Below are 13,173 nucleotides of genomic sequence, written 5' to 3'. Positions count from 1 at the left end.
TGGATGAATTGAAATGTCTTCTAGAGGTGAAGCCATGAAACAAATGATCGTACATAATGAACACAACCTCATGCAAATGGCGCTTCTGGAAGAAGGCAAAGCTGTGGAATTCACGGCAGAACGTACGCGCGAACGCGGGCTGCTTGGTTCGTTTTTCAAAGGGCGGGTCGTCAATGTGTTACCGGGTATGCAGGCTGCTTTTGTGGATATTGGTCAGAAAAAAAATGCCTTTCTATATGTCGATGATGTCCTGCATCCGCATTTGGAAAAACAGCCCAAAGTGAAGCCTTCGATCTCCGAATTGCTTCGTCCGGGTCAGGATGTCATCGTTCAGGTTCTGAAAGAACCTGTAGGAAGCAAAGGAGCCCGGGTGACGACACACTACTCACTGCCGGGCCGATGGCTTGTCTACATGCCAATAGCGGATTACGTAGCTGTTTCCAAGAAGATTGCCCGTGAAGGGGATCGTTCTCGCCTCAAGGCATTGGGTGATCAGCTCAGGCGGGATGAGGAAGGGCTCATTATACGAACCGTATCGGCAGAAGAGCAGCGGGAAGCGATTGAGACTGACTTGGAAACGTTGCGTGAACAATGGCGCTTGATTCGCGAAAAAGCAGATAGTTTGCCTTCACCAAGCCTGCTGCATCGGGATCATAGCATGGTACAGCGAATTATCAGGGATGTGTACACACCGGGCAGTGATGAAGTCATTACTGACAGTGAAGGACAAGCCCGCGAAGTGACGGCATTGCTTGAGGAAATCTGTCCTGGCCATCAGCCGAAAGTACAGGTTTATAGGGGCTCGGAGTCAATCTTTGCTGCATATGGGGTTCAGGAGCAGCTCAACAAGGATTTTGCGCGTAAAGTGTGGCTTCCGGGTGGAGGCTATATTGTCATCGACCATACAGAGGCGCTTACCGTGATCGACGTCAATACTGGCAAGTTCACCGGAGGCGGTGGGGATAGCCTCGAAGAAACCGTAACGGAAACCAACATGCAGGCAGCGGTTGAGATTGCGCGTTTGATGCGTCTGCGGGATATTGGCGGCATGATTATTGTGGACTTTATTGATATGGAGGAAGCGACCAATCGGCAGGAAGTGGCTGCAACGCTGGAAGCTGAACTGAAAAAAGACCGAACCAAGGCGTTTGTAATGGGCTGGACCAAACTGGGCCTGCTGGAGCTTACCCGCAAAAAAGTCCGGGAAGAAAGTACACTTCCTTATGTGGAGCCGTGTTCTTCCTGTCATGGTACAGGTAAAAGATATATTTCACCATTGCATTGATTTTTATTATGGTTGGTGGTATAATCATCAGGTATGTGTTTAGCCTATTGGTCTTGCACATGCTGTAACCGCACTGGCCGGGTACAAGAACAGCTCCGCAAGGAGGCTGTCACCTGAGACCGGGCGAGTCTGAGACATGAGGAGGTGCAAGGCAAATGTACGCAATTATTGAAACAGGCGGCAAACAGTACAAAGTCCAAGAGGGCGATGTTCTGTTCATCGAGAAATTGACTGCGAACGATGGCGAGAGCGTAACGTTCGACCGTGTCCTGGCTGTATCTAACGATCAAGGTTTGACAGCAGGTACACCATTGGTTTCCGGAGCTACTGTAACGGCTAAAGTGGAGAAACATGGCAAAGGGCAAAAGGTTGTTGTATACAAATACAAACCGAAAAAGAACTACCATGTGAAGCAAGGTCACCGTCAACCGTACACTAAAGTAACTATTGAGAAAATCCAAGCGTAAGAGGGTGCGATAAGTGATTATCGTTCAAATCTTTCGTAACGATGACGAGAGCATCGATCGCTTTTCCATCGAAGGGCATGCCAATTATGCCAAGCGGGGAGAAGACATTGTATGTGCCGGGGTATCTGCTGTTACAGTGGGTACGGTAAACTCGATCGAAACATTGACTGGTGTCGAAATGGACGCCAAGATGAAGAATGGCTTTCTAAGCGCTTCTTTACCAATGCTGGAGAGAGATGAAACTTGGTCCCAGGTACAATTGCTGCTCGAATCCATGGTTCTTATGCTCACTGATATTGCAGAGTCATACGGGAAGTATATTAAGATAGAGCAACTCAAATAAGTAAAGAAGGAGGACAACCAATCATGTTGAAATTAAATCTTCAGTTATTCGCATCGAAAAAAGGTGTAGGTTCCACGAAGAACGGTCGTGACAGTAGAGCGCAACGCCTTGGCGTTAAGCGTGCTGACGGTCAAACAGTAACTGGTGGTAGCATTCTCGTTCGCCAACGCGGAACGAAAATCCACCCAGGTACTAACGTGGGTATCGGTAAAGATGACACTTTGTTTGCGAAAGTGGACGGCGTTGTGAAATTCGAACGTTGGGGACGCGATCGTAAAAAAGTAAGCATCTACCCTGTGGACGTTGCTCCAGTAGCAGCTGCAGTAAAAGCATAATATCGGCATTCCGCCTAAGGAGCCTTCGGCAATTTTGCCGGAGGCTTTTTGTATTTGCGGTGGTATAAATGTTTTCGATAATGAAGTGGTAGAAAAGACATGTTATACTTGGTTACGGTGGGGTTTAAAACCAACCGAGTTTTGTAGAACGGGGAGAAGCCATGAAATCTTGGAAAAGAGTGCCGTGGATCGCGGCATGTTCACTTCTGATTCCTTTGGTTTTCGTTATGCTGTATCCGGCAGCCATTACAGGTGCTGTATGCGCATTGTGGTCCGTGGCTGTGCTCTTTATTTCGATGAATGTGATGAAGAGACAAGCAGAAGCGGAACGCAGAACCATCATACAATCTATGGAAAAGACAGCAATTGCATCATTAAATCATCATCGGCATGATTGGATGAACGATCTTCAGGTGTTATATGGATATCTTCGGCTGGGCAAACTTGATAAATCCGTGCAATGTGTGGAAAGAATAAAAGAGCGGGTCAACGAGGAGAGTCGCATTTCCAAATTAGGCATTCCCTCACTCGTTTTTTATCTGCAGTCTTTCCGTGCCAGTGGAGTTGCTCTGGAATTGCATGTGGAAGTCGAGGAAGAGTTGCAGCTTAGTGCTCTGGTCTCTCCCGAGGATGGCGAGTCGCTTACGGGGGCAATTGCAGATGCAATCAGAGCCTATCAATACGGTGGCGGCCGGTCGTCTTGGGGAGAGGTTCGCAAACTGACCTTGAACTTCGGACAGGACCATGGGGATGTGGTTGTTCGACTGGATGGGGATCAAACACCTGATCCGGAAACATTGCGGCAGCTTAATGCCGTACTCAAAGGAAAAAATGTCAGAACGGAGCAGCTTCCGTCTGAAGACACGTTTATACAATTCAGAATGCCGTGTGGAATATAGGAAGAAGGGGTAGCCATGTTTGTTGATAAAGCGAAGATTTATGTAAAAGCAGGAGATGGAGGAGACGGGATTGTTTCCTTCCGCCGGGAGAAGTATGTGCCTGAAGGTGGACCAGCAGGAGGCGATGGAGGCAAGGGTGCCGATATCATTTTCCGTGTAGATGAAGGTCTGCGTACGTTGATGGATTTCCGTTACCAGCGCCATTTCAAAGCGAAGCGCGGAGAAAAAGGCCGTAATAAAAGTCAGCACGGTGCTAATGCAGAGAATATGATCGTTCGTATTCCACCCGGAACTGTCATTATGGATGATGACAGTGGAGAAGTACTGGCAGACCTGACTCGTCATGGCCAACAGGTTGTTGTTGCACGCGGCGGCCGAGGCGGACGGGGGAATATCCGGTTTGCTACACCTAACAATCCTGCCCCGGAGCTTGCGGAAAATGGTGAAGAGGGCGAAGAACGTTATATTGTGCTCGAGCTTAAAGTCATGGCAGATGTTGGCCTGGTAGGGTTCCCGAGTGTCGGGAAATCCACACTGCTGTCTGTCGTATCGGCGGCGAAGCCGAAGATCGGAGCTTACCATTTCACTACGATTACTCCTAACTTGGGTGTAGTCGGTGTAGGTGAAGGACGCAGCTTCGTTATGGCTGACTTGCCAGGGTTGATTGAAGGCGCTCATGAAGGAATTGGACTTGGACATGAGTTTTTGCGACATGTGGAACGTACCCGCATCATTGTTCATGTTGTGGATATGTCCGGTTCGGAAGGACGGGATCCGTTTGAGGATTGGGTGAAAATCAATGATGAACTGAAGCTGTACAACCCGGTGCTCGCGGAAAGACCTCAGATTGTGGCTGCCAACAAAATGGATATGCCGGAATCGGAAGAAAATCTGGAGCAGTTCATGCAAAAGGTCCGCGAAATTCAACCGGATATTGAAATCATGCCGATCTCGTCCCTGACACGTAAAGGGATTCAAGAGCTCTTGTATCGTGCGGCGGATTTGCTCGATCAAATCCCGGACGAGGTTGTAGTGGAAGAGGTAGCGGACATATCCGAACGCAAGGTGTACAGTCTGGACAAGAAAGAGGACGAAGGCTTCCGCATTGTGCGTGAGAATGAAATCTTTGTTGTCGAGAGTGCCAAGATTGATCGCATGATGAAACGGATGCAGTTGAACTCGCATGAGGCCATACTGAAACTGGCACGAACGCTCCGTCATATGGGCGTGGATGAAGAGTTGCGTAAACGCGGGGCCGAAGAAGGCACGATTGTGCGCATTGGTGACTTTGAATTCGAATTTGTAGAAGGCAGCAGCTACTATTAAGTTCTGGTATGCGAAGTGATTTTTAGCTGTGCACATATAAACGCAGAGACGTGGGGAATCGACCCGCGGCTCTGCGTTTTTTTTGTTCTTCCTAACATGAAGCAGGGATAAACTTGTATACTGTGAGGAACGTATTTCAAAAAATAGACATGTAACGTATTGCCCTTTTAGTGTAGATCCTTTATAATGTCCACTATATGAAAACATGAGTCTTTGAGGAGAGGACGTTCTGTGAATGAACGCTATTACTTAGTACGGGAAGACATTTTGCCAGAAGCTGTCGTGAAGACGATGCAGGTAAAAGAGCTGCTGGCTTCGGGAGATGTCAAAACAGTGCATGAAGCCGTAGAGCAGGTCGGATTAAGCCGGAGTGCTTTTTACAAGTATAAGGATGGAATCCATCTAATCAACCAGCTTGAACGGGAAAGAATCGTTACCATCTCGATTGACCTGGAGCATCAGTCCGGTATACTGTCTCGTGTGTTAGGACATGTGGCTGGATATGGAGCGAACGTACTCACCATTAACCAAAGTATCCCGCTTCAGGGGAGAGCCAATGTTGTTATATCGGTCGAGACGTCACATCTCCATGGAGAGATCGGTGAAATGCTGGATCGGATGCAGGATATGCCCGGAGTTCGGCGCACACGGATTGTAGGTCAGGGCTAACTGAAATTTATCTCATAAACGTTCGAATATATGCTTAACTAAACTGCTTTATTGTACATAGACAGTGTACAGGAATGGCAGACGTAAAAGATATTAGGGGGTAGATCGTTAGTGAAGCCAGTGAAAGTGGGATTGTTGGGACTGGGAACGGTAGGTACCGGTGTCGTTCGCATTGTGGAAGGAAATCAGGAGGATCTGAGTAGTCAGGTCGGTTCACCAATTGTCATTGAAAAGATTTCCGTTAAAAACACGGACAAGGATCGTGTCATTGCTGTGGATCGTGCCAAACTGACAGAAGATCCGTGGGAAGTGATTCGTCACCCGGACATTGATGTGATCGTCGAGGTTATGGGCGGTATTGACCAGACGAAAGAGTACATTCTTGAAGCGCTGGAGCGGGGTAAACATATTGTCACAGCAAACAAGGATCTGATGGCTCTCCACGGTTCGGAGATTTTGGCAAAGGCACAGGAGAAGAAATGTGATGTCTTCTATGAAGCCAGTGTAGCCGGGGGGATTCCAATTATCCGCACACTGATTGAAGGTTTCTCCTCTGATCGGATTACCCGCATTATGGGCATTGTGAACGGAACTACGAACTTTATTTTGAGCAAAATGAGTCAGGAAGGTGCCTCCTATGGAGAGGTTCTCGCAGAGGCACAGGCTCTGGGTTATGCAGAAGCAGATCCGACTTCGGATGTGGAGGGACTGGATGCTGCCCGCAAAATGGCAATACTGGGAACGCTGGGCTTTCGTACCAACGTGGAGCTGCAGGATGTGACCGTCAGCGGTATTTCTTCCGTAACCCGTGAAGATATTACGTATGCCAGAAGACTCGGCTATGAGATGAAACTGCTGGGGATCGCAGATTGCCGTGATGATGAGATCAACATCAGTGTTCAACCAACCATGGTTAGACAGAATCACCCGATTGCCTCTGTTAATGGTGTATTCAATGCAGTTTATGTCCATGGGGAAGCAGTAGGGGAGACGATGTTTTACGGTGCGGGTGCGGGCGAACTTCCAACGGCAACTTCCGTAGTTGCAGATTTGGTCGCTGTCATCAAAAATCTGAAGCTCGGCGTAAATGGACTCAAAGCTATCGCTCCATACAAACAAAAACGTCTGCAAAGCGATGAGCAGATTATGTCGAAAAACTTCATTTTGCTGCACGTGGACGACAAAGCGGGCGTTTTGGCACAAATCACGCAAATTTTTGCCGAATATGAAGTCAGTCTCGCTTCGGTAGTTCAACAGCCCAATGAGCATAACCCGGATGCCGAGATCATTATTGTTACACATAATGCAAGCAAGGCAAGTATGGATAAAGTGTTGAAGCACTTTGAATCGCTTAGTGTCATTCGTCGCATCAAGAGTGTATATCGGGTTGAAGGTTAGGTTGCATTTTCGTTTCTCGTTAGGATTCCAATTTTAAATGCACACGTTTAATTATATAGATGCAGGTTTTCATATTCGTATTATTTAATCATAAAGGAGCTTACTACAATGAGATATCAAGGATTGCTGCAAACTTATAAAGAGTACCTTCCGGTCAATGAAAATACACCTATGCTCACGCTTCAGGAAGGGAATACACCTCTGATTCATGCTGAAAACCTGTCCAAGGAGCTTGGACTGAATTTATATTTCAAATATGAAGGTTTAAACCCAAGCGGTTCTTTTAAAGACCGCGGAATGGTAATGGCTGTTGCCAAAGCCATGGAAGAGGGCAGCCGTACCATCATGTGTGCCTCGACAGGGAACACTTCAGCAGCTGCTGCTGCATATGCGGCACGTGGTGGCCTGAACTGTATCGTATTGATTCCAAATAACAACATCGCACTGGGCAAATTGGCTCAGGCCATGATCTACGGAGCCAAAGTGATTGCGATTAACGGTAACTTTGACCGTGCGCTCGAAATTGTACGTGAGATTACAGCGAAGCACCCCATTACGCTGGTGAACTCCGTGAACCCTTTCCGGATTGAAGGTCAAAAAACCGCTGCATTTGAAGTTGTTGACCAATTGGGACAAGCACCTGACGTACTCGCAATCCCAGTCGGCAATGCGGGGAACATCTCAGCCTACTGGAAAGGCTTCAAAGAATATAAAGAAGCAGGAAAATCGGATTCCCTGCCACGTATGGTTGGTTTTGAAGCGGAAGGTGCGATGGCGATCGTTAAAGGAGAGCCGATTCTTGAGCCTGAGACTGTAGCCACGGCGATTCGCATTGGTAACCCGGCTAGTTGGAAGACGGCTGTAGCCGCGGCTGAGGAATCTGGCGGACAGATCAATTATGTAACAGACGAAGAAATTTTGACAGCGTACCGTACCATTGCTGCACGGGAAGGCATCTTCGCTGAACCGGCATCGGCAGCCTCAGTTGCAGGAGTATATAAACTGAAGCAGGAAGGATACTTTAAAGGCGGAGAGACGGTTGTTTGCGTTTTGACGGGACATGGCTTGAAAGATCCGAATATCGCAATCAAAACGGTTGCAACAGAGCCGCTGGTTGTAGAAGATTCGGAAGAAGCGGTTATGGCGGCCATTGCACAGCTGGAGCAGCAATCTGTATGAGCTTGCAGCAAAGAGTCACAGTAAAAGTACCCGCAAGTACAGCCAATCTGGGCCCGGGGTTTGATACCCTGGGCATGGCATTGTCTTTATATGCCTGGATTGAGATGAAACCGGCTGATCAGACTGTGTTCCATTTACATGGAGAACATCTGACTGGTTTACCAACGGATCGTTCCAATCTGATCTACGAAGTTGCGCAAATGGTATTCAAAGAAGCAGGAGTTTCTGTACCTGAATTGGAGATTTCCATGTATTCGGATATTCCTCTTACCCGAGGACTGGGCAGCAGTGCATCTGCTATTGTTGGTGCACTCGCTGCTGCGAACGCGTTGATTGGAGCTCCGTTATCGGATGACAAGCTTATGGATATGGCGACTTCGCTGGAGAAACACCCGGATAATGTTGGTGCTTCGCTATATGGCGGGATCATCACGGCAGCGTGGGATGGTAGTCGTGTAGATTATATTCGCATAGAGCCTCACCAGGATTTGCAGACATTGGTCGTCGTGCCGGACTTCGAGTTGTCGACTTCAAAAGCAAGAAATGTGATTCCGCAGCAGTTTGATAAGTCGGATGTCGTGCATAATATAAGTAGGTCTTCCTTGTTAGTTGCGGCCCTGGCTAGCGGGCGGCTGGATATGATCCAGAAAGCAATGTCTGATCGTATCCATCAACCCTATCGGGCATCCTTGGTGCCGGGAATGAGCGAAATTTTGGAACATGCTGTGCAACATGGCGCTTTGGGAGCTGCACTCAGTGGAGCTGGCCCCACTGTTCTGACACTGGTAGATCGGCATGATATTCATAAAGCGGACCTGGAGCAGTATTTGATGAAGACCATGAGCAGTGAAGGCATTACTGCAACGGCATTGTGGCTGGATCCGGATTTGGACGGCGTAACCGTACTGTCTGATCAAGATGAACGTCCTTTTTTGGACAGAATTAAAGGGGAAGTTAATGCATGAAACGAATTGCCGTATTACCTGAAGGCTCCGTTTCCCATGAAGCCGTAGAATTTCTGTTTAATGGAGAACCGCTCGAGTTGCTTCATTCCAAGCTGATTTCTGATGTTTTTCGTGCTGCGGACAGCGGGAAATCGCAATATAGTGTAATTCCTATTGAAAATACAATTGAAGGTTCCGTTAGTTTGCATATGGACTGGCTAGTTAACGAAGTGGATATTCCGATGCAAGCCGAGTGGGTCTATCCCTCCATACAAAATGTTATCGGGCATGGTTCCGAGTTCATTGACGAGAGTGGTACATATGACTTTGGGAAAATCACCAAGATCATGTCTCATCCGGTAGCCATTCCACAATGCCAGAACTTTATCCGTCTTCATTCCCCGGAAGCTGAGCTTGAGGGCGTTAACAGTACAGCAGAAGCTGTGGAACTGGTGAAAAAGAATCCAGGCAAAGGCTGGGCGGCTATTGGCACTCGGCTTGCCGCACAAAAGCATGGATTGGACATTATGGCTGAACGGGTAACCGATCATGACAACAATTACACCCGTTTTGTGCTTATAGGTCATGAGCCCGTGCAGATACAACGTGAGCCGGATCATGTGAAAACGAGCTTGCTGGTCACGCTGCCTGAAGATGCACCGGGTGCCCTGCATCAGGTGTTGTCTGCATTTGCCTGGAGGAAGCTGAACTTGACAAGGCTGGAGTCTCGTCCTACCAAGAAACGGCTGGGCAGTTACTATTTTTATATCGATGTTGAGGAAACGGTAGAATCCGTGTTGCTTACAGCAGCCATGGCTGAGATCGAGGCTTTGAATTGTCAGGTCCGGGTTCTGGGCAGCTATCCATGTTATACATATCCTTCATTGAAGACCACCTGATAATAAGGATAAAATTTAGCCCAGGGTTGTCATCGAGGCGGGTAAAAAAGTGCACGTAAAGGCTTGTCATTTGTTGTACAATAAAATGGAATAATTTAAGAATCGGCATTCAATGGTTGGAAATTTAACGGAGGTGCAGTCATCCATGTCAGAACAGTGGATTTATTTGGATGGTCAATATGTGACCAAGGAGAACGCAACCGTTTCTGTGTATGATCACGGCTTTTTGTATGGGGACGGAATTTTCGAAGGCATCCGGATTTATAACGGTAACATTTTTAGATGCAAGGCACATTTGGACCGTCTGTATGATTCGGCAAAATCGATCAGTCTGAACATTCCTTTATCGTATGATGAAATGCTCGAAGTTATGGCGGAAACGGTCCGTCGCAATGATATGCGTAACGGCTATATTCGACTGATCGTATCGCGTGGACCTGGTAATCTGGGTCTGGATCCGCTGCGCTGTCCGAAAGCATCCGTTATTATTATTGTAGAGCAACTGGCGATTTACCCAGAGGAAGCGTATCTCACGGGTTTAAAGGCCGTATCTGTATCCCAGCGCCGGAATATCCCGGATGCGCTCAATCCGAAAATTAAATCACTCAACTATTTGAATAACATACTTGTTAAAATTCAGTCCAACTATGCAGGTGTTGGTGAAGCGATTATGCTGAATTCTCAAGGCTACGTTACTGAGGGCTCAAGTGATAATATCTTTATTGTTAAAAATGGTGTTGTCTATACGCCGCCTTGCTACCTGGGAGCTTTGGAAGGGATCACACGTCAGGCGATCATTGATCTGTGTGGCGAACTGGATCTGGAACTAAAAGAAGTTCCTTTTACCCTGCATGATGTGTACATCGCTGATGAAGTCTTTTTCACGGGAACAGCCGCAGAAGTCATCGCCGCATATGAGGTTGATGGAAGAACAATTGGATCGGGTGTAGCAGGCCCAGTCACGTTGAGATTGCTTGAAGCGTTCCGTCAAATTGTTGATAAAGACGGTTATAAGGTTTGGGAAGCTTAATTATCAAAAATATATTTTAATATAATGTCCTTCTTGTCCAATAAAATCTGTATCCCAATCAGGGGGCGGGTTTTAGAGGCGGGGAGGATTTTTTTTGTATAGTTGATGTCATTGGCCCAGTTCCTGCATAGGATGTAGTAACGGTATGGGCGAATGCACTGCCCAAGTATCACGTCTAGGAGGTTAGTTCCCCGTGAAAATACACATGGTGAAAAAAGGCGACACGTTATATTTACTGTCCCAAAAATATAACGTGGGCCTGGACAAAATTATTGCGGCTAATCCGCAAATTGCCGATCCCGAAAAGCTGGAGATCGGTATGAAAGTCAAAATTCCTGCAGAGCCTGTAACACCGAAACCAGAAGGAATATTGCACAGCCACAAAGTCCAACAGGGAGATTCCTTATGGAAGCTGTCCCAGGCTTGGGGAGTTCCATTGAAGGATATGATCAACGCCAATCCTCAATTGAAAAACCCGAATGCACTGCTTGTAGGAGAGACGGTTTATATTCCATCCCAGCATGTTCAGGGGAATACGGTAACAGGTAGTGAGGCGGGCAACATTGTCGCTCATGAAAAGCTGTCACCCGAAGGGAAAGACTACACAGGAGTCAAAGAAGAGCCAGCACCACCAGCACCGATAACGCCTAAGCCTGTGGAAGAAGCGCCAGTTCCTGCTCCGACACCAGCGCCTACACCTGTTCCTCCAAATCCTGTCATGCCTAATGTCATGCCTGAACTGGAAGTACTGCCACAGCTGCCGGAAATTCCCGAAGTGAAGCCGGAGAAGGAGCCTGAGAAAAAAGAACAGGTTGCTCCAGCGGCCGAAGTAGCACCACTGCCGGAAGTACCCACGTACACAATGCCCAATCTTTCTCCTGAAATTATGCCGCTACCAGTCATCCCCAATACCAAATCACCTTCTGTCGTATCCCCAGCCACCAAGTCGCCTTGCGGTTGCGGTAACAAATTGCATCATGCACCGGCAGAGCATCCATATGCTGAAATTCCGGTACCGGTCCAAGAGGTGTATGCTGTTCCTGACTCGACCTATATTTCTGGGGTCAACCATAATTCAGGATTTCCTGGCTTACCTGAAGCTACCCCGTACTCAGTAAGCCATTCACACCAAGGTCAATGGCCGGAGCACAACCATAACAATGTGATGCCGAACCTGGCTCCAGATCTGCAGGGTAATGTTTACCCGACAGCGCCTGCAGCTCAAGTTAACAGCCCATTCCCTCCATTTGTCGCTGATGCACATATGAATCAGTCGCCATTTATTTCACCATATTCAACGCTTCCATATCCGCCTTGTGGGTGTGGTGGACACATGCATCCCCCGCACTATGGTCACTATCCTGCACATACTTATCAGGATCCGGCGTGGGGGATGTATGGCCCATACGACCCGTATGGTATGCAGTCCAACATGGGGCCAAACTTTGTACCAAGCCAACCCGTGGAATACGCCTATCAAAATCCATACCCTACACAAAACATGGTACCCCCATCTCCGCTTGGAGCGTTTGGAGAATTGTATCCTTCACAAGGTCATGGAGGAAGTAAAAAAGGTGAGCGGGAAGAGGCGGATTTAAGCCAGTCCAATATATCGGGGGAAGAAGTAACAGATGCAGGCGGGAAAACGAAGCAAGCTTCTGCAAAAACCGGAACAGCGAAGCGCAGAACAAGTAAACCAACTGGGAGAAGAACTTCTAAAGTATCCGTTTCATCTGCAAATGACAGACGTAAAACAGAAGCTGACAAACGCAATTCAACCAAAAAACGTCGTAATCCCTGGATACAGTCATAGTCAAACTAAATGGGATGGTCAATAACTGATTGCTAAAATAGTAACAAGCCAGCCTATGTATGAAGGGCTGGCTTGTTACTATTAGCAGGATTGATCAGACTCAGTAAAGGGAGAAATATAACTAGAATTAAACGAAAAGTTGTAAATTAATTGTTAATTCGTTGTATTTGTGCTAATATATCAATACGTTTTATTTTATTGGATTTGAAAGAGTTAACGTGTGTCTGAAATCTATGAAATAAAAAAAAGAAAAAAACTGTTGCAATGGTTTCGGCGATATGTTATATTATTTAAGTCGCCGCTGAAACACAGCGCTGACGCGATAACGAAATGAAATGATAAGTTTGATCTTTGAAAACTGAACAACGAGTGAGTAACGATCTTGCTTGCAAGATCGACGCTGAGAAATCGGTACACGTCATTTGACTGTATGATTTCGAAGCACAATTGAGATTTTAATCTCGTCAGATTCAAAATGAGCTAATCGCTCTTTTCAATACTTTATTGGAGAGTTTGATCCTGGCTCAGGACGAACGCTGGCGGCATGCCTAATACATGCAAGTCGAGCGGACTTGAAGAGAAGCTT

General features: G+C 47.2%; 13 protein-coding genes, 1 rRNA gene and 1 other annotated feature. All 14 genes read left to right on the top strand.

All coding sequences use genetic code 11. The features are described from left to right. Positions 1-34 precede the first annotated feature (34 nt). Positions 35-1,285 carry an Rne/Rng family ribonuclease gene (locus HP552_RS04265; protein ID WP_175394383.1) on the top strand — a complete coding sequence of 417 codons (1,251 nt, stop codon included), beginning with the start codon at positions 35-37 and terminating at the stop codon, positions 1,283-1,285. A 56-nt stretch (positions 1,286-1,341) separates the two neighbouring features. Beyond that, positions 1,342-1,426, top strand: a sequence feature (ribosomal protein L21 leader region). Between the two features lie 14 nt (positions 1,427-1,440). Continuing rightward, positions 1,441-1,752: a 50S ribosomal protein L21 gene (gene rplU / locus HP552_RS04260; protein WP_095293319.1), complete on the top strand. Its 312-nt coding sequence runs from the start codon at positions 1,441-1,443 to the stop codon at positions 1,750-1,752. Between the two features lie 13 nt (positions 1,753-1,765). Then, the gene (locus HP552_RS04255; protein ID WP_175394382.1) at positions 1,766-2,095 is read left to right on the top strand and encodes a ribosomal-processing cysteine protease Prp; all 330 of its coding nucleotides are present in this window, start codon (positions 1,766-1,768) and stop codon (positions 2,093-2,095) included. Between the two features lie 23 nt (positions 2,096-2,118). Further along, on the top strand, positions 2,119-2,430 hold the full coding sequence (gene rpmA, locus HP552_RS04250; RefSeq protein ID WP_095293321.1) for a 50S ribosomal protein L27: 312 nt from the start codon (positions 2,119-2,121) through the stop codon (positions 2,428-2,430). A gap of 161 nt (positions 2,431-2,591) precedes the next feature. Continuing rightward, a complete protein-coding gene (locus HP552_RS04245; protein ID WP_175394381.1) occupies positions 2,592-3,329 on the top strand; it encodes a Spo0B domain-containing protein in 738 nt (245 codons plus the stop codon). A 15-nt stretch (positions 3,330-3,344) separates the two neighbouring features. Beyond that, the gene (obgE, locus tag HP552_RS04240; protein WP_175394380.1) at positions 3,345-4,655 is read left to right on the top strand and encodes a GTPase ObgE; all 1,311 of its coding nucleotides are present in this window, start codon (positions 3,345-3,347) and stop codon (positions 4,653-4,655) included. Between the two features lie 231 nt (positions 4,656-4,886). After that, on the top strand, positions 4,887-5,324 hold the full coding sequence (locus HP552_RS04235; RefSeq protein ID WP_024633956.1) for an ACT domain-containing protein: 438 nt from the start codon (positions 4,887-4,889) through the stop codon (positions 5,322-5,324). 111 nt (positions 5,325-5,435) lie between these two features. Beyond that, entirely contained in the window at positions 5,436-6,722 is a 1,287-nt protein-coding gene (locus tag HP552_RS04230) for a homoserine dehydrogenase (RefSeq protein ID WP_175394379.1), read from the top strand. A 108-nt stretch (positions 6,723-6,830) separates the two neighbouring features. Continuing rightward, positions 6,831-7,901 (top strand): threonine synthase, encoded by a 1,071-nt coding sequence (thrC, locus tag HP552_RS04225; protein ID WP_175394378.1) that lies wholly within the window; start codon positions 6,831-6,833, stop codon positions 7,899-7,901. Beyond that, positions 7,898-8,866, top strand: coding sequence for a homoserine kinase (gene thrB, locus HP552_RS04220; RefSeq protein WP_175394377.1), 969 nt, complete (start codon positions 7,898-7,900; stop codon positions 8,864-8,866). Before thrC ends, thrB begins: the two co-directional genes overlap by 4 nt. After that, entirely contained in the window at positions 8,863-9,744 is an 882-nt protein-coding gene (gene pheA, locus HP552_RS04215) for a prephenate dehydratase (protein ID WP_175394376.1), read from the top strand. Before thrB ends, pheA begins: the two co-directional genes overlap by 4 nt. A gap of 145 nt (positions 9,745-9,889) precedes the next feature. Next, positions 9,890-10,774, top strand: a complete 885-nt coding sequence (gene ilvE, locus HP552_RS04210) for a branched-chain-amino-acid transaminase (RefSeq protein ID WP_175394375.1) — start codon at positions 9,890-9,892, stop codon at positions 10,772-10,774. Positions 10,775-10,967: 193 nt separating this feature from the next. After that, positions 10,968-12,587 (top strand): LysM peptidoglycan-binding domain-containing protein, encoded by a 1,620-nt coding sequence (locus tag HP552_RS04205; RefSeq protein WP_175394374.1) that lies wholly within the window; start codon positions 10,968-10,970, stop codon positions 12,585-12,587. Positions 12,588-13,088: 501 nt separating this feature from the next. Next, a 16S ribosomal RNA gene (locus HP552_RS04200) occupies positions 13,089-13,173 on the top strand; the annotation flags it as partial.

Origin of the sequence: Paenibacillus xylanilyticus (assembly GCF_013359935.1) — a bacterium.
Lineage (GTDB): Bacteria > Bacillota > Bacilli > Paenibacillales > Paenibacillaceae > Paenibacillus > Paenibacillus xylanilyticus.
This window is presented reverse-complemented; position numbering and strand designations above follow the sequence as displayed.